20 protein-coding genes are annotated in these 17637 nt (G+C 42.7%); 13 read left to right on the top strand and 7 right to left on the bottom strand.

Annotated elements, in window-relative coordinates; all coding sequences use genetic code 11:
• Positions 1-13 precede the first annotated feature (13 nt).
• Positions 14-1690: a dihydroxy-acid dehydratase gene (gene ilvD / locus NZ583_02610; protein ID MCS7280508.1), complete on the bottom strand. Its 1677-nt coding sequence runs from the start codon at positions 1688-1690 to the stop codon at positions 14-16.
• Between the two features lie 81 nt (positions 1691-1771).
• On the opposite strand from ilvD, the gene NZ583_02605 reads away from it, so the two are divergent.
• The 9 genes from NZ583_02605 (at position 1772) to NZ583_02565 (ending at position 9732) form a co-directional block, all read left to right on the top strand.
• Positions 1772-2167, top strand: coding sequence for a transcriptional repressor (locus NZ583_02605; GenBank protein MCS7280507.1), 396 nt, complete (start codon positions 1772-1774; stop codon positions 2165-2167).
• A gap of 10 nt (positions 2168-2177) precedes the next feature.
• Positions 2178-2315 carry a rubredoxin gene (locus NZ583_02600; protein ID MCS7280506.1) on the top strand — a complete coding sequence of 46 codons (138 nt, stop codon included), beginning with the start codon at positions 2178-2180 and terminating at the stop codon, positions 2313-2315.
• Positions 2316-2433: 118 nt separating this feature from the next.
• Positions 2434-3447 (top strand): TRAP transporter substrate-binding protein, encoded by a 1014-nt coding sequence (locus NZ583_02595; protein ID MCS7280505.1) that lies wholly within the window; start codon positions 2434-2436, stop codon positions 3445-3447.
• Positions 3447-3926: a TRAP transporter small permease gene (locus tag NZ583_02590; GenBank protein ID MCS7280504.1), complete on the top strand. Its 480-nt coding sequence runs from the start codon at positions 3447-3449 to the stop codon at positions 3924-3926. The genes NZ583_02595 and NZ583_02590 overlap by 1 nt, the downstream gene beginning before the upstream one ends.
• On the top strand, positions 3923-5230 hold the full coding sequence (locus NZ583_02585) for a TRAP transporter large permease (protein ID MCS7280503.1): 1308 nt from the start codon (positions 3923-3925) through the stop codon (positions 5228-5230). Before NZ583_02590 ends, NZ583_02585 begins: the two co-directional genes overlap by 4 nt.
• A 98-nt stretch (positions 5231-5328) precedes the next feature.
• Positions 5329-7602 (top strand): molybdopterin-dependent oxidoreductase, encoded by a 2274-nt coding sequence (locus NZ583_02580; GenBank protein MCS7280502.1) that lies wholly within the window; start codon positions 5329-5331, stop codon positions 7600-7602.
• On the top strand, positions 7599-8540 hold the full coding sequence (locus tag NZ583_02575; GenBank protein ID MCS7280501.1) for an FAD binding domain-containing protein: 942 nt from the start codon (positions 7599-7601) through the stop codon (positions 8538-8540). Before NZ583_02580 ends, NZ583_02575 begins: the two co-directional genes overlap by 4 nt.
• Position 8541: 1 nt before the next feature.
• On the top strand, positions 8542-9018 hold the full coding sequence (locus NZ583_02570; protein MCS7280500.1) for a (2Fe-2S)-binding protein: 477 nt from the start codon (positions 8542-8544) through the stop codon (positions 9016-9018).
• A gap of 30 nt (positions 9019-9048) precedes the next feature.
• Positions 9049-9732, top strand: a complete 684-nt coding sequence (locus NZ583_02565; GenBank protein MCS7280499.1) for a hypothetical protein — start codon at positions 9049-9051, stop codon at positions 9730-9732.
• On the opposite strand, the gene NZ583_02560 is transcribed toward NZ583_02565, so the two are convergent.
• From NZ583_02560 to NZ583_02535, 6 genes are all read right to left on the bottom strand, one after another.
• Positions 9724-10431 (bottom strand): alpha/beta fold hydrolase, encoded by a 708-nt coding sequence (locus tag NZ583_02560; GenBank protein MCS7280498.1) that lies wholly within the window; start codon positions 10429-10431, stop codon positions 9724-9726. The genes NZ583_02565 and NZ583_02560 overlap by 9 nt on opposite strands.
• Positions 10397-10948: a ribonuclease H-like domain-containing protein gene (locus tag NZ583_02555; protein ID MCS7280497.1), complete on the bottom strand. Its 552-nt coding sequence runs from the start codon at positions 10946-10948 to the stop codon at positions 10397-10399. Before NZ583_02555 ends, NZ583_02560 begins: the two co-directional genes overlap by 35 nt.
• Positions 10945-12024, bottom strand: coding sequence for an LPS export ABC transporter permease LptG (gene lptG / locus NZ583_02550; protein MCS7280496.1), 1080 nt, complete (start codon positions 12022-12024; stop codon positions 10945-10947). Before lptG ends, NZ583_02555 begins: the two co-directional genes overlap by 4 nt.
• Entirely contained in the window at positions 11966-13189 is a 1224-nt protein-coding gene (locus NZ583_02545; protein MCS7280495.1) for an LptF/LptG family permease, read from the bottom strand. The genes lptG and NZ583_02545 overlap by 59 nt, the downstream gene beginning before the upstream one ends.
• Positions 13190-13269: 80 nt before the next feature.
• The gene (locus tag NZ583_02540; GenBank protein ID MCS7280494.1) at positions 13270-13845 is read right to left on the bottom strand and encodes a rubrerythrin family protein; all 576 of its coding nucleotides are present in this window, start codon (positions 13843-13845) and stop codon (positions 13270-13272) included.
• Between the two features lie 13 nt (positions 13846-13858).
• Complete coding sequence (locus NZ583_02535; protein MCS7280493.1) at positions 13859-14236, bottom strand: desulfoferrodoxin; 378 nt, start codon at positions 14234-14236, stop codon at positions 13859-13861.
• A 148-nt stretch (positions 14237-14384) separates the two neighbouring features.
• Between NZ583_02535 and NZ583_02530 the strand changes: the two genes are divergently transcribed.
• The 4 genes from NZ583_02530 (at position 14385) to NZ583_02515 (ending at position 17629) form a co-directional block, all read left to right on the top strand.
• Positions 14385-14762, top strand: a complete 378-nt coding sequence (locus tag NZ583_02530) for a cytochrome c family protein (GenBank protein MCS7280492.1) — start codon at positions 14385-14387, stop codon at positions 14760-14762.
• Positions 14747-16021 (top strand): cytochrome c biogenesis protein ResB, encoded by a 1275-nt coding sequence (locus NZ583_02525; GenBank protein ID MCS7280491.1) that lies wholly within the window; start codon positions 14747-14749, stop codon positions 16019-16021. Before NZ583_02530 ends, NZ583_02525 begins: the two co-directional genes overlap by 16 nt.
• 97 nt (positions 16022-16118) lie before the next feature.
• Positions 16119-16811 (top strand): cytochrome c biogenesis protein CcsA, encoded by a 693-nt coding sequence (gene ccsA / locus NZ583_02520; protein MCS7280490.1) that lies wholly within the window; start codon positions 16119-16121, stop codon positions 16809-16811.
• Positions 16808-17629 carry a phosphoribosylformylglycinamidine synthase subunit PurQ gene (locus NZ583_02515; GenBank protein ID MCS7280489.1) on the top strand — a complete coding sequence of 274 codons (822 nt, stop codon included), beginning with the start codon at positions 16808-16810 and terminating at the stop codon, positions 17627-17629. Before ccsA ends, NZ583_02515 begins: the two co-directional genes overlap by 4 nt.
• The last annotated feature ends 8 nt before the right edge of the window (positions 17630-17637 follow it).

Raw genomic sequence — 17637 nt, 5'->3', positions numbered from 1 at the left:
AGCTTGGGCCAGTTCAACCGCCAGAAGGCGAAAAAGAGAGCACTGCTCCATAGGATCCCGAACTAACAAAGTACGAGTACCGCGCAAGGTAGCCTTCTTTTATTTTTGGCTCAGGAGGTCTCCAGTTTCTTTTCCTTCGCTCTATCTCTCCTTCTGGTACCAGAACTTCAATGAGTTTTTTGCCTATGTCTATTACGATTCCGTCACCGTCTTCAACGAAAGCAATCGGTCCTCCACTTTGGGCCTCAGGGGAGACATGTCCAATACAAAGCCCTCTCGTTCCCCCAGAAAATCTGCCATCCGTTATCAATGCGCAGTCCTTGTCTAAGCCTAAACCGACAAGGAGGCTTGTCGGGGCAAGCATCTCTCTCATCCCTGGGCCACCTTTTGGGCCCTCGTATCTTATGATACACGCATCCTTCGGTCTCAGTTTTTTTGCTTTTAGAGCTTCTACCGCCTCCTCTTCACTGTTAAACACCTTTGCCTTTCCCTCAAATCTCCATATACTTTTCTCTACACCGCTCTTTTTCACAATTGCGCCTTCTGGGGCCAAATTCCCTTTTAAGACCGTGATACCCCCTTTTTCATCGTAAGCACGCTCAAGGGGTCTTACGACTTCATCATCAAGTATCTCTGTCTCCTTTATGATCTCGCCAATCCGCTTTTCTGAAACTGTCAAACAGTCTAAATTTATCAGTGCTTTCTCGGCTAACCTTTTCATTATTGCAAAGACACCACCCGCGTGATAAAGGTCTTCCAGATGGTGAGGTCCAGAAGGTCTCATGTTGCATATGTGGGGCGTCTTTTCGGAGATCTCGTCGAAAACGGAAAGATCCAGACTGATACCGCCTTCGCGCGCAGTTGCTATAAGATGGAGTACCGTGTTCGTGGATCCCCCGAAAGCCATGTCAACCGCTATAGCATTTTTAAATGCCTCCAAAGTCATAACGTCCCTAGGACATATCCCTTTTTTTACGAGGCTTACGATCTTTTTCCCTGCAAGTTTAGCGAGCCTAATCCTTTGGGAGTATACGGCCGGTATAGTACCGTTTCCAGGAAGTGCAATGCCCAAAGCCTCACAGATACAGTTCATCGAATTGGCGGTAAACATACCGCTACAGGAACCTGGTCCGGGACAGGCGTTCTCTTCAAGCGCTTTTAGTTCTTCCTCGTTCATTTCTCCTTTTGTCACTTTCCCAACTGCTTCAAACACAGATATAAGATCGATCGGTCTTTTTCTGAAGTATCCCTTAAGCATAGGTCCACCACTTATAATTACTGTAGGGATGTTTAGTCTCATGGCTGCCATCATCATTCCAGGAACAATTTTGTCGCAGTTCGGTATAAGGACAAGTCCGTCGAAGGGGTAAGCTTTTGCCATGACCTCAATTGAATCGCAGATAAGTTCTCGCGAGCATAAAGAGTATTTCATTCCCTCATGCCCCATGGCTATCCCATCACAGAGTCCAATCGTAAAAAATTCCATGGGTGTCCCGCCAGCCATCCTGACTCCCTCTTTTACTGCCTTCGATATCCTATCTAAGTGCATGTGCCCAGGAATCAGTTCGTTTGCCGAATTCGCAATCCCTATTATAGGCCCTTCGATCTCCTCAGGTTCGTATCCCAAAGCATAAAATAGGGATCTATGAGGTGCTCTTTCTAAGCCCTTTTTCATCTTGTCAGATCTCATGTTCCCTCCCGCATTCATATAAATCATAATTGAAAAAAATGACTTGACAGTAATTTTTTCAAATTTTAACATATCACCGTGGTGCCAAAAGACAAAAAGAAGCCCTATGATTTTAAGATGACTCCGCAGAGGATGGCAATACTCGAATACCTTAAAGACAACAAAGAACATCCTTCCGCCCTCGATGTCTTTAGGGCCGTCTCAATGAAGTTTCCAACCATTTCGTTTGCTACAGTCTATAACACATTGGAGATGCTCAAAAAACGAGGGCTCTTACATGAACTTACCGTAGACCCTCAAAGAAAGCGCTTCGATCCCTCAACGACGCCCCACTCCCACGCTGTATGCACAAAATGCGGAAAGGTTTTTGACATAACTACGGAAATATCCTTTAGTCTTCCAAGTACACTTCCAGAAGGGTTTCAAGTAGAAAGAGTTCAAATAGATCTTTACGGAATCTGTCAATCATGTAAATAAGGGAGGAACTATGGTTTGGACATGCACCATATGCGGATATAGATACGATGAAAAGGTAGAGAAGGTTCCCTTTGAGGAACTATCCGAAGACTGGAGATGTCCAGTATGTAATGCTCCAAAAAGTGCATTTGAAAAAGAAGGAGATTAGCAAACTTTTTAAATCGAGCATTTTTTAGTCGTGCCTCAGTTCTTCTCCGATAGGAAGAGTTGACAGCTTAGCCAAACGGTAATTAGAATATCACAAAAAAAGAGAGGGGGTATATCCGATGAAAAGATCGTTTGCCGTGCTTTTTGTTCTTTTATTGTGCTTTTTACTCTTTATCAACACTAGCTCGGGAGTTGAACTTAAACTTGCCCATTTTGTTCCAACTTCTCATGCGATGCACGCTGAGCTCATTGAGCCCTGGGCCAAAGAAGTCGAAAGGCTAACGGAAGGTAGGGTAAAGATAACTATATATCCTAATGCCACTCTTGCTAAGCCCGCTGACCTTTACGACTCCGTTGTGACAGGAGTTGCGGAAATAATTTATACGCTTCCCTCTTATACCGCAGGTAAATTCCCTTTAACGGAAGGTTTTGAATTACCCTTCATATTTAATTCGGCTCAGCATGTGACAAAGACGATATATGGAATCTGGGATAGAATATTGGAATTTAGAAAAGAGTATGCGGATACTCACATTCTTTGGATTTGGGCTGGTGATCCCGGACAACTTTTCACCAAAAAGCCGATAAGGAGTATCTTAGACCTTAAAGGTTTAAAGATTAGGGTTCATGGTCCTTCTACTAAAGAACTTGCATCAGCTCTTGGTGCGTCTCCTATCACGGCTCCTGTCGGTGAACAGTACGAGATGCTAAAGAGAGGGGTCATAGATGGGGTTTTCACACCGTGGTCAGCCAGCATGCATTTTCGCCTCTACGAAGTGACTTCATATGCAACAGTGCTTAATGCGTATGTGCCTGTAATGATAGTTGCCATGAATAAACAGGCTTACGAAAAACTTTCTCCTAGAGACAGAAAAGTGCTCGAGGATACAACAGGAAGAAAGATAGCTTTTAAAGGGGCCGCAATATACGACGATATAGCGAAGAAATCTATAGAAATCCACAGAAAAGCAAATGTTCAAATCCACGAGTTGACACGGGAGGAATTCGAAAAGTGGCGTAGTGCCGTGGCTCCCGTTTATAACGCCTGGATAGCAAAGATGGAGGGTAAAGGACTACCCGGAAAACGTTTCTTTGACGAAATGATGAAACTTAGCAGGGAGTTCGAGAAGTAGTGGGAAGAAGGATAATTGTCGCCCTCGTTCAGAGGACTAAGGATGTGGGTCTTGTAATTCTTATGGCCATGATGTTTCTGACCATAATCGATGTCTTTGGCCGCAAGTTCCTCCAGGCTCCCGTAACCGGCTCCTATGAAGTAACGGAGTTGATGCTTGCAACTTTCGTCTTTTTCTCAATCGGTTATACCCAGTTAAAAAAAGGCCACATAGCGATTGAAGCTGCCTATACAAAACTCCCTTTGAAGGCAAGAATCTGCCTTGACCGCATAGTTTACCTAATAAGCATTGGATTGACTCTCATCATGACTTGGCAGCTTCTTATGCATGCAAAAAGGCTCTATCTCGGTAAAACGGTTACGGGAGTCTTACACATTCCCATCTATCCTTTTTTTATCCTTGCAGCTTTTGGTACGTTCATATTCTTTTTAGCCCTCTTTCTAGATCTTGTCGAGTCTTTCAAGAGGGTAGACAGGTGAGCCCCGAACTCGTCGGAATTCTCGGTATAATCGGGTTCCTCCTCATTATGGCTACAAGGCTTCCCATTGGGCTCTCAATGTTACTCGTAGGACTTTGCGGATTTGCTTATCTTACGAACGTTAAGGCTACTCTTGCTAAGCTTGGTATGGATGTCTTTGCAAGTGCGAGTGTTCATGCCCTAAGTGTAATACCCCTTTTCGTACTTATGGGTTTATTCCTTCTTCATGCTGGACTGGGAAGAGAAATATACGAGGCCCTGAACGTTTGGATCGGAAAATTTAGAGGGGGACTCGCTATGGCAACGGTTGGGGCTTGCGGTGTATTTGGTGCCCTATCCGGTTCGATAATTGCAACGGTGGCCACGTTCACGGCAGTTGCACTCCCTGAAATGAGAAGATATGGGTATAAAGACTCTTTCAGTACCGGTTGTATAGCTGCGGGCGGTGGAATCGACATTCTTATACCGCCAAGTACTGCTCTTGTTCTTTACGGACTATTGACATACGAGTCAATAGGAAAGCTTCTCATAGCCGGAATACTTCCTGGGATTGTTCTAATAATTCTTTACACGTTCGTGATTGCAATATGGATAAGGATCGATCCTAGTGTGGCTCCTTCGACCCAACTAAGACCTGCAAGCTTTGTTGAAAAAATAAAAGTTTCCTCAAAGATCTACCCGGTACTTGGTATCTTCATTCTGTCTATGGGAGGAATATACACAGGGGTTTTCACACCCACTGAGGCAGCTGCTGTCGGAGCATTTGCCTCGCTTGTCTATTCTTTGGTGACAAAAAAGATGACAAAGGAGAGTTTCAGGAACGCCTTAAATGAGGCCGCCACAGTAACGGGGATGGTCTTTCTAATACTGATTGGGGCTACAATGTTTGGCCGTTTTATCACTGTTACCAACATTCCCACAAAGCTTTCAGAATTTGTTTTGGGATTGCCTGTTTCTCCTTACGTTATTATGCTTGGCATATACGTTTTTTATATCCTTCTCGGATGCTTTATTGATGGACTTGCCATAATAGCACTTACAGTTCCAATCATGCACCCGCTCATAATAAAACTTGGATTTGATCCTGTCTGGTTCGGTATAGTGCTTATAGTTATGGTAAGTATCGGCACACTCACCCCTCCTGTTGGTATCTGCGTTTACGTTACGGCAGGTGTCGCAAAAGATGTACCGCTTTCCACAATCTTTCGGGGTGCGGTACCTTTCTGGATAGCAAAAATTGTTCTCGCCTTGCTCCTTACCATATTCCCAGAAATAGCAACCTTTCTTCCAGGCCTCATGAAATAGGGCTACTCGCCCGGAGAAACTTTGTATACAAATTTTCCTTGCATTGAGTTTAAAAATCCTTTATTTTATCCGTAGACTTTTCCCAAGGTGGGGGTAGCATGGAACAAGAATTTTACGTCGTGGGTAGAAGGGTACCCAGGACCGATTCCATTCACAAAGTAACAGGGTCGGCTGAATACACCGCTGATATAAAACTCCCAAATATGCTAATTGCAAAGGTTTTGAGGAGTCCTTATCCGCATGCCAAGATACTCCATATCGACACATCAAGGGCGGAGAAAGTAGTTGGGGTAAAAGCAGTTGTTACAGGAAAGGACGGATACGGAGTTAAATGGGGCGTCTTTAAGTACACGCAGGACCATGCTATGCTTCCTGTCGATAAAGTTAGGTACGTAGGTGAAGACGTGGCGGCAGTTGCTGCAATAGACGAGGAGACAGCGCTCGAAGCGATAGATCAAATAAAGGTCGAATATGAACCTTTAGAACCGGTTTTCGATCCGGAAGAAGCTATAAAGGAGGGGGCTCCGCTCATCCATGAAAACTACCCAAGAAATATAAACATCCATGTACACATAGAAGTTGGCGATGTGGATAAGGCTTTTAAGGAAGCGTATTACGTGAGGGAGGATAAGTTTAGGGCAAAAGGTGAATCTTACGCAATGCTAGAACCTTATGCTTGCGTTGCATACTACAAGAATGGATATCTCGATCTTTGGATGCCAAATGCAGGACCCCACGTGAGGGCTAAGGCACTCTCAAACCTCCTAAAGATTCCCCTAAATAGAATAAGGGTCAGGCATGTCTTTATAGGTGGTGCATTCGGTGGAAGGTCAGAGGTTGCTCCCGCGGACTTTATAGCCTCGCTACTCTCCATCAAGACAGAAAGGCCGGTAAAGCTTGTACTTTCAAGGGAGGAAAATGCTATAGCTTCAAGACAGGTCCACGATATTATTGCAAAAATCAAAACGGGCGTAAAAAAGGACGGCACGATAATCGCAAGGGATTACGAAGTTATATACGATGGCGGCGCATATAGTAGCACAGGTCCAATTGCTGCCTCAGTTCCATTTTATGTTTATGAAGAATGTTACAGAATGCAAAATGTAAGATACAACGGTTACAGGGTTTACACAAACAAAGGGATAAGGGGTATGTACGGTTGTCACGGAAGGGCTTTTCTTGCCGGATGTGAAGCCCAGTTGGACCTTATTGCAAAGGAGCTCGGGATCGATCCAGTTGAGATGAGGCTTAAAAATGGGCTTTCAACTGGCGATGTCACAGCGACGGGATCGAAAATCATAAGCTGCGGTCTAAAAGAGACTATTGAGGAAGCTGAAAGGAGATCGAATTTCAGAATGAAATGGAAAAGAGGCGAAAAATATAAAGGCATCGGGATGGGCTGCGTAGCTATCATGTGTGGATTCCCCATGGGTTTTAGGTCAGGCTCCACCTGCTTTGTAAAATTTAACGATGACGGTCAGGCCACAATTATTACAGCCATTGTTGACAATGGTCAAGGAAACGAATCTATGGTCATCCAAGTGGCCTCAGAGATTCTAGGCATACCCATGGAGGACATAAACATAGTGAATGCGGATACAGAAATTACAAATTTGGATCCTGGTGCCTATTCACAGGCTGCAGCTTTTGTGGGTGTGAACGCGGTAAAGAGAGCCTGCGAGGATGCTAGAAGCCAGATAATCGAAATCGCCAAAGAGAAGCTCGGTGGAGACGGTAGCAACATCGTTCTACGAGATAGAATGGTTTACTCGAAGAATAATCCCGAAAATAAGATACCGATTTCTTGGATCGTGAGAGAGGCTTTTCTTAAGGGAAAGCCTATTATGGGAAAGGGATCTTACTTTCCAAACATAGACCTCAAAAGGGAATGGGTAGCGAGGCCTTACGGACAAATGGCCGGGACCTTCAGTTACGGAACCTCCGTCGCCGAGATAGTAATTGACAGGGAAACCGGAAAAATCTCGATCCCTAAGTTTATAGCGGTCCATGACTGTGGCAGAGCCATAAACCCAATGGCTGTGGAAGGTCAGCTCGAAGGAGCAGTAATGCAAGCGGGTGTTGCCGCTATAATGGAAGGTAATATGTGGCACCATGGTTTCCTTCTAAACCCTGATCTTCTTGAATACAAGATTCCCACTGCGAAGGATATGCCGGAAATAGAAAGTTTAATAGTCACTACCATAGACCCTGAAGGCCCTTTTGGGGCAAAGGAAGGGGGATTAACAATAAGAATGAGTGCCCATAGTGCCGTAGCTAGCGCTTTTTATAACGCCACTGGAAAACTTTTTATTGAGCTTCCCCTGACCCCAGACAAGGTTCTAGAGATCATAGAGGAAGGGGTGGCAGAATGATTCTGCCGAAGTTCGACTATAGAAGGCCAAGGGAGTTGGACGAAGCCCTAGAGATATATGAAATGTACGGAGGTGAAGCGGTATTCCTCGCAGGAGGCACAGATCTCATCCCTCGCTTAAAGCTAAGACTCAAAACCCCCAAAGTAGTTATCGATTTAAAAGGAATCAAAGAGCTTTCTCAGATAAAGATTGCTGATGGATTCATATCAATAGGAGCAAATACTACCATATTCGATTTGAAGGAGAATGACGTTATCCTCAAAAATTATCCCCCTTTGTACTTGGCCTGTACCCTTACATCATGTGAAACCCTCCAGATGAGAGGAACGGTTGGGGGGAATATCCTTCAGGATACGAGGTGTCTTTTCTATAACAAATCCCTTGAGTGGAGGAGGGCAAAAGGTTTTTGTTACAAGATGGGCGCGGACATCTGCCATGCAACAGGCGGAAGGAATGTCTGTTACGCAAATTACGCAAGCGACCTTGCGCCCGCTTTACTCTCTTTAGACGCTTATCTTGTGAGTGTCGGAAAAAATGGCAAAAGAACCTTTCCTATTTCCGAGTTATTCTCCGGAGATTCTAGAGTTCCTTTCAACCTTAAAGATGGAGAGATCCTTAAAGAGATACTTATAAAAAACGAGAAAAAAGAAGGCATGTTTGAAAAGATAAGAATTAGGGGATCGATTGATTATCCGTTGATAAACGGTGCCATATCAGGAGATTTTGAAAGAAAAAGGCTAGTCATAGGAGCAGTTGGGCCTCGTCCCCTCGTCTACGAAATATCCACTTCGAACCTTATTGAAGCCCCTGAGATTCTCGAAAATGTCTATAGGGATTTAAAACCTGTAAATAACACAGTCGTTTCTGCTCTGTACATAAAGAAGATGGGAAGGGTTATCGCAAAAAGGCTACTAAATAGTTTAAAAACGGGGGACTGATATGCAATTCCACAAAGTATCACTTATTTTAAATGGGGAAGAGACTGCCATAGAAGTAAAACCATACGAGACCCTTTTAGAGACACTTCGTGAAAGGCTTTCACTTACCGGTGCAAAAGAGGCCTGTGGTCTTGGCACATGTGGTGCATGTACTGTTATCGTCGATGGTAAACCCGTTAGGTCTTGCCTTGTCCTCACAGTTGAATTAAATGGTTCGAGTGTTGAAACTGTTGAAGGCTTAAAGAAGGGGGGTAAGTTGCACCCTCTACAGTCTGCCTTCATTGAAAAAGGGGCAGTCCAGTGTGGATTCTGTACGTCTGGGATGATAATGGTGGCCAAAGCCCTTCTTGAGAGGAACCCTAAACCAGACAGAGTCCAAATAGTGGAGACAATATCATCGAATCTTTGTAGGTGTACTGGCTATAAAAAAATAATAGAGGCTGTCGAAGAGGCAACAAAGATGACCAATTTGACATAGTTATCCGTTTCTAAATAATATTTTCTTGGTATGGAGGAATTTCTCAAGGATTTATTCATAGATCTTTACGAGAATTTCACAGAAATTTTTTTAAACATTCTTGTTCTCGTCATTGTAATGCTCGGGGGTATTGTTGTAAGCTGGCTTATAAGAAAGCTTCTCGAAAAAGTGCTCATGGTCTTAAGGTTCGATAGATGGGCTCAGGATGCCGGAGTTGCCAATTTTTTGGAAAAGGGTGGAGTTAAGTCAAGTCCTTCTATAATTTTAAGCAAAATCGTGTATTGGATCTTCATAATATCCTTCCTTTCCTTCGGGCTTAATTTCATAGGCGTCACGCAATTTTCGGAGTACGCATTAAGGATTTCAAACGCCTTACCCGTTGTAGTCGCAAGCGTTGTTATCATCATAATCGGGATCATATTTAGCAATTTCATGGGCAGGCTCATCTTCATGACCTGCGAAAACGCAAACATAAAGTACGGGGACATCATTGCGAAGGCTGTGCGGATATTTCTAATAATAATAACTTTTGGGATAGTTTTCGAGTACATAGGGATCGGCAATACGATCATCACTGTTAGCTTCCTTATAGTCTTTGGAGGAGTAATTATGGCCCTCTCTCTCGCTTTGGGGATCGGGTTAAGCCACGTAATTGGCGACTTTATAAAGGATCATCTAAGAACGAGAAACGAAAAAAAAGAAATTTTAAAGTAGATGCTCTTGAAACCACTGACAAGTTAGATCTATGACCATTTTCCTATGGTTTGGGTCAGAAAAGGTATGATCTGCACCTTCTATTATTTCCAGTTTCTTAGGTGGGCGTAACCTTTCAAATATCGTTTCTGCTTGCTCAACGGGCACCGTTTCATCCTTTTGCCCGTGCACTAAAAGACAGAACGAAACTGACCCTGCGGATGAAAGTATGTCGTACTTTGAAAAATCTTGAAAAAAAGAATCGTGAAACTGGACTTTTGAAACCTCGCTAGTCTTTTCTCCAAGCTTATAAGGAGTGGCAAGCAAAGCAAGGACCTTTATTCTTTTATCTTTCGATGCTAAAACGAGAGCTGTAGTTCCTCCGAAACTACTCCCGAGTATGCCAATCCGCTTTTTATCCACTTTCGGATCAGATACTGCGAAGTCCAGCACTTTTTTTAAATTTTCGATCCTCTTTGTGAGACTTGTCTCTTCTATTTTACCCCCAGACTCACCACATCCATGGTAATCGAACCTTACGCTTATTAGCCCGTAATCTTTCAATCTCTCTGAAGCTTCCACGTATTTTATGCTGTTCTTAGAACTTAAAAGACCGTGGGAAAGTATTACACATGGGAAAACCCCTTCATCTTGATGAGGATATGTGATAATCCCTCTTATCCGGTTATAGGTCGATTCTATCTCGAAAAGTTTTTCCATCTTTTACCTCCAAAAGATACCGGAGTCTTTTTTCGACTTCGATTAGATTTAGTACATCTTCTCTATTGTAGTCGAGGATGAGATCTAGTGCATATTTGTCTCCATAACGTAAGTAGCGATCCCAAAGCCTTGGAATTTCATATCCTCTCAGCCCTTTAGTTTTTCTTGGTATTCCTAGAAATTCTTCCACCTCTTTGAGGCCTCCTTTGATTCCCATACTTTTTTTTACTTTACAAAGATCCAATGATAGGTGCGACTCCCAAAGATCAATCCTTAGCTGTTTTTTGATGAGTGGTAAATCGAACCTGTCTCCGTTAAAAGTCACAATAATATCTGCAGTGCATAGAGGTTTTTCAACGTTGATAAAAAGAACTTCTTCTCCGTAAAACTGGATGAAATCCCTATTCTCTTTCGCTATCCCTATGACACATATCCTTCCTAAAAAGTCTGTCTCTACATCCAAATAAATTTTTCTTCTCTTTTGGAGAGCTAAGAACATCGATCTGTAATCTATCATGTCCGCAGAGTAAGAACGCCTATGATTCCAGATGAGAAAAAGAGGAGGTTTGTAAGCCATGCAGAAAAGATCGGAGGAAAAATCTCCGAATAACCAAGAGAAAGGGAAAGAGAGTGGATAAGCCAGTAGGACGCTCCAATTACGAGACCTAGAAAGATTCCATAAGATATTTGTTTAGATTTGGAATACCTAAACCCGATCGAACAAGCGAGTGTTACCATAACAACGTTCACAAAAGGAAAGGATACTTTATTATGAATATCCACCATGTATCTTTTGACACTGTACCCATTTTCTTTAAGCCTCTTTATATACGCTAATAACTCCTTTATGCTCATCTCATCGGGATTTCTCTGGACATTTTTGAAAGCCTGAGGAGGTTCATGTATAAGTCCGCTTAGCGATGTATGGACCTTCTTGGAGAGAACCCCACTTTCGTCGAAGTTCCTTTCTATCACATCTTTGAGTATCCATTTTTCCCCAGAAAAGAAACCTTCTTTTGCGTCAAATCTCCTCTTTATTCTATACCCATCGGAAAGCTCTATGACTGTAACACCCTTTACGGTGTCATCCCTTCCATCAAATAAGTCTATCTTACTTATCACGTTCCCTTTTTTAATCCATATCCCATCGTTCTTGTAAGAGATAAAAGCTTCCTCCTTCTTTATCCTTGCCCTGAAGATATGCTCCGAAACTTTGAGTCCCTCTGCAGATACGAACTCAGATACGAAAAAATTTACAAAAGTAAGAATCAGTGCGAGATACAGGAGGGGACGTACAAAAAATAATGTGCTGATACCAGAACTCCTTATGGCTATCATTTCGTTGTTTCTTATCATGATGGTGAAAGTGACAAGCATTGAGATGAGAAAAGCAAGTGGTAGTACCAAATTAGCAAAGTGGGGCATCCGAAAGGCCAAATAGACCAAGGAAAGCGCAAAGTTCTGCCAGGATGAGGCAAAAAGGTCTATGTTTTCGAAAAAGTCAATCGTCGTGAAAACACAGAGACCTGCTGCTTCACATATAAGGAGAACTTTTATCGTCGTCCCTATTAAGTACTTGTCTAACCTTTTCATGGAGTTTTTCGCTAAAAAATCTCATTCTGTGATAAAAATTTACGTACTCCTCGTGGTTGAGACGAAAGGCAAGATAAAGACCAATAATTCCCACGCAGAGATTAGGCAAAGAGGCTGCAAGTGCCGCTGGAATCTGTAACGTTTTTCCGGCATAATCCGAGAAGGCAATCAAAAGGTAGTACACAACGAAAAGAAAAAGGCCATAAGTTACTCCTGCAAATTTCCCCTCAGTCCTCCTTCTTACACCTAAAGGTACCGCAAGGAGACTGAAGGATAAAGATGAAAGGGGAAGAAAGATTTTTCTGTAAAGTTCCAGGAGAAGCTCGTACTTTCGTGAAGGATTCTGTTCCATTTTTATTCGGTCTTTAAGCTCTCCCATATCCATCTCATAAGGCTTCTTTCTCAGTGGTCTCCCTTTGGGCAGGATAGTATTCAGATCTATTGTGAAGTTGTAATCCTTAAAGGCCAGATTCCTGTAAATATCCTTCTCCCTTTCCCATCTATGTAAAACTCCATCCTTCAGTACGAATGTTAAGTTCATACTCGAAGGATCGAAGCTTATAATACCTTTTTTCGCAGTCACAATCTGTCTTACATCCTTTTCTCTTTCATCTGAGACAAGGATGCCAGAAAAATACCCGTCCCTCATCTGTACTTTATCAATGTAAATCACAATGCCAGGAATGGAGTCGTTAAATACACCTTCCCTATCTTCTACTGTGATTCCCTTTTTTATAATGTTTACAACAGTCTCTCTTAAAAGCTCTCCGCTTTTAGGAATAAAGACAAGAGTGTTTGCTAGTCCCAAAATGGCTATAGCAATACCGTAAAAAAAAACAGGAACAAAGAGGCACTTAAGGCTTATTCCCGAGGCTTTCAGGGTTAATAGCTCATTTTCTGCAGATTGCCTCCCGAGGACTACAATTGTAGCTAAAATGAAAGCCATAGGGAGCGTAAACATGAGAGAGGACGGCGCTGTGTATAAAAGGACAAGTAGTATGTCTTGAACCTCAACCCCCTTGTTTATTATGAGGTCCGTAAGCTTTCTTATTCTGCCAAGTATAAGAACAAAGGTGAGTAAAAAGATAGAAACTAAAAAAACGTATAGGATCTCTTTGCAAACGTAAAAGTAGAATCTTTTGGGCACCTTAAAACCGCTTGCCACTCAAGTAGTCTACCACCTGCCGTAAGGACAGTCAATTTGGGAAGGATGAGGAATTGGCCGGGAAAACCCGGCCTTACCTGTCAGTAGTTTTCCACGTATAGCTCGTAGTATCCCCTTTCGTGGTCACACGCCGGACATCTCTCCGGAGCCTCCTCTCCGAAGTAAACGTATCCGCAGTTCCTGCATCTCCATTTTACCGGCACTTCCCGTTTGAACACCCTGCCTTCTTCGATATTTTTTATGAAAGCTCTGTATCTTTTTTCATGTTCAGTTTCGGCCTTTGCGATTTCCAAAAAGACCTTCGCTATCTCCGGGAAACCCTCCTCTTCAGCTACTTTTGCGGCCTCAGGGTAAAGTTTAGTCCATTCCAAATTTTCACCTTCCGCAGCTGCCTTCAGATTTTCAAGCGTGTTGGATATCTTTCCCGCCGGATAGCTTGCGGTTATCTCCACTTCCCCACCTTCTAGGAACTTAAAGAGTCTCTTTGCGTGCTCCTTTTCGTTATCCGCTGTGTCAAGAAATACCCAGGCAATCTGTTCGTAGCCCTCTTTCTTTGCCTCCGATGCAAAAAATGTGTACCTATTCCTCGCCTGAGATTCACCAGCAAATAGCGCAAGTAGGTTCTTTTCTGTTTTTGTACCTTTTATACTCTTCATAATGCACCTCCCTTTACTTTGATTTCCATAGGCCGTGCAAATTGCAGTATTCTCTGGCTGTGATCTCTGTGCTTCCCTCATAAAAGAGGGCTTTCGGTTCCTCTTTTGGACTTAAAAACTGCCTAAGTACCCGGCCGTCAGTCAGAATCTCAATCCACTCGATGTAGTGGGTCTCTTCCATTGGATGGGGAACCGATCCAACTTTTACCTCTATTTTCTCCCCCTCTTTAGAAATGACAGGAATGTGTTTTTCATAGGAGGCCTCCACTGTGTTTTCTACAAGGAGATTCATAGGCTGGTTACAACAGACGAGCTGTCCTTTCCCTGCGTGGAGTATTTCCACAATATTACCACAGACATTACATTTGTAAATCTCATACCTTTTCGCCATGATCGTTCCTCCTAGGTTAAAATCGTTTTAAAGTAAAAGTAGAAGAAATTCGACTCCTTGTCAAGTGGAAATTGCGAACTTTTTCTTTTTCTTGACTTGGCTAGAGCTTTTGATTTATAAATTGGCAAATCTAAACGGGAGGGGTAGAATGGTTATTAGGTCTTTCGTTTTCGGAGTAATCGTTACTTTTTTATCCATCCTCATTCTTGCAACTGGAAGTACAGCCCAGAAAAAAATACCAGAGGTAATAACTCTTAAGATGGAAGGGGGAAGGCTAGCCCCTGTAGTTTTCAACCATCCTCTCCATACTGACAAGCACAAGATTGCCTGTGACAAGTGCCACCACAAAGATCAGGATCCTCAGCAACCAGACCTTTGCATCAAATGCCACCCTGCAAAAGATGGTAAACCAGGTGTAACTCTCCTTAAAGACGCATACCACAAAATGTGTATAGATTGTCACAAAGAAGTCGTTGCTAAGGGTATCAAGGCACCAACAAAGTGTACAGAATGTCACAAGAAGTAAGGTATGGGAAGCGGATACTTGAATTTCTAAGTTCAGTAAGATTTGCAGTAATTCTCCTCACCATCATAGCGATAAGTTGTATCCTCGGGACTCTTATCAAGCAACGGGCGAGTCCACAGGAATACCTTGAGTTATACTCAGAGACGACTTATAAGATAATATTCCTTTTAGGCCTCGATGACCTTTTTCACACCTGGTGGTTCATTTCATTGCTTTTTCTTTTCACTGTAAATCTCTTTTTCTGCAGTCTCAAAAGACTCAAAAAAGATTTTTCTTTCCCTGATCAAGAAATACCACTTCTCGAAACGTTTAAAAGCTCTAAAGACTCTTTGTATGTTCAGGGCAAAACTCTTGAATCTGCGGTTGAGAGTCTAAAGAATGATTATAGACTTGTTCAATGGACTGCGGAAGGAGCTTTGTTAGAGAAGGGAAGACTTTCTAAATTTGGCATTCATCTAGTCCACGGAAGTATAATCCTTATCCTCCTTGGGAGTCTTATAGGACTACTTTTCGGTTTTCGGGGTTTTATAGTCCTAAGAGAGGGGGAGGAGATCGATTACGTAACAAAAAGGGGTAGGAATTCAGAAAATATAAAGCTTGATTTTTCTTTAAAATGCAGGGACTTCCGTATTGAATATTACCCTGATGGCTCAACCCCTAAGGAATACATAACCGAATTGGAAATTATAAAGAACGGTACAAAGGTTCTAGAAAGCCAGATAGAGGTAAACCGTCCACTTAAATACGCCGGTATATACTTCTATCAGTCAAGCTATGGAAAGGAGGGTATTTTTTACTTCGACGTAGACGGAAACGAAAGGGTGCTTAAGGAATTTGAGATACTAAGGGAAGGCGATCTCATAATGAGGGTTGTAAGGTACGAAAGTTCTATTCACAATTTTGGCCCAGGGATCCTTGTCGGCTACTTAGAAGGGGACCGTCCTCAGACCGTTTGGTTTTTGAGGGACGTCCAAAGAATGAAAACAAAAAGAATAGCGGGGAGGACAGTAACGCTAAAAGACATAAAAGAGGATATCTACACCGTTCTTGAGGTATCAAAAGATCCTGGGATATATGTGGTTTGGTCTGGCTTTTCTTTTCTCATTTTTGGTCTTTTTTTAAACTTCTTTGTTACCCCCAAAAGGATCTATTTGCGAAAAGACACAGAGGGGCTTTGGGTATTGGTACGTTCGAGAAGGACCAAAGAGAGTGCAATTAAAGAAATTGAAAGAATAAAGGGAAAATTCCATGTGGAATGAGACTGTTTTTCTTTTTGCCACTTCTCTTTATTTGCTTTTGCTTTTCCTTTCTTTGATAATGACTCCGTTTAGACAAAGATTCCTTTTTCCTGCGACCATGATTGTCTTCTCCGTCCACACTTTTGCTTTGATTGTGCGCTGGATCGAGTCATACAAAATCGGGTTCGGACATGCTCCGCTTTCAAACTACTACGAGTCTTTAGTTATCTTCTCCTGGTGCATAACCGGTATCGCCCTAATTCTAAGGAAGAAGCTTATTAGCAATATTATATACCTTCTCGCCATAGGCGGAAGTTTCCTTATCATGGCCTATGCTAATCTTTCACCAACAATCGATCGAGAGATAAGACCTCTCCTTCCAGCACTACAGAGTAACTGGCTACATATTCACGTTCTTACGTGTTTTATCGCTTACGCCTCTTTTTTTCTCTCTTTCATTTGCGGTGTCCTTTTCTTCTTCCATTCAAAAGGGCCGATACCCAATCTTTTGGTCCTGGATAGGATAAATTACACTAGCGCTTCGATAGGATTCATTTTTTTGACGCTTGGGATTCTTTCAGGGTCTGTCTGGGCACACTACGCTTGGGGATCGTACTGGAGCTGGGACCCTAAAGAGACTTGGTCACTCATCACTTGGATCATCTATGCAGTTTTACTACACGGAAGATTCGTGCGCGGATGGACTGAAAAAAGGCTTGCTCTTCTTTCTATAATTGGCTTTTTAAGTGTGCTCTTTACATACTTCGGTGTTAATTTTCTCCTATCTGGCCTCCACAGTTACGCCACATGAGAAAGAAAAGGCCAAAAAGCCTAGTTCTTTTTGGAAACGGCATTAACTGTGAGAGGGAAACCTTTTTTGCTCATGAGCTTGCGGGGTTTTCGCCGGACCTTATCCACATCTACGAACTTTTGGAAAGGCCCCATATAATCCACAGATACGCGTTTATTACACTTCCTGGAGGCTTTCTCGATGGAGATGACCTCGGTTCAGCCAAGGCACAGGCTGTTAAATGGAAGTACCAACCTTTGAAGGGAAGACAAGGCTATTTTATAGATGAACTCATAAAGTTTGTTAACGACGGCAAGTGCATTTTAGGAATATGTAATGGATTCCAGCTTCTTGTAAAGACGGGACTCCTACCAGGCTTGGGCGGCTCGTACAAGGAGCAGACTGCAACGCTTACCTTTAACGATTCGGGCAAATTTGAAGACAGATGGGTTTACCTTAAGGTTAATAAGGGTTCACCTTGTATCTTTCTTTTAGGCCTCGATCATTTATACCTTCCTGTAAGGCACGGAGAAGGAAAGTTCGTGGCAAAAGACGAGGAGGTTCTAAAAAGAATTAAGGAAGAAAACCATATAGGACTTCAGTATACAGACAGAGAAGGCTATGTTACGCACCTATACCCGTGGAATCCTAATGGATCACAGGAGGCCATAGCGGGTATATGCGATAGAACAGGCAGGATTTTTGGTCTTATGCCACACCCTGAAGCCTATGTCGATAGATTTCAACATCCAAGATGGATGAGAGAAAAACTACCCTCTTTACCCGACGGTTTATGTATATTTAAAAATGCTTATGCTTACTGTGCTCAAAACTTATAAGGAGGAAA

It is taken from the genome of Thermodesulfobacteriota bacterium, from assembly GCA_025062045.1.
Taxonomy (GTDB): domain Bacteria; phylum Desulfobacterota; class Syntrophorhabdia; order Syntrophorhabdales; family JANXAF01; genus JANXAF01.
Note: the sequence above shows the minus strand (reverse complement) of the source record. Positions and strands in the feature narration are given on the sequence as shown.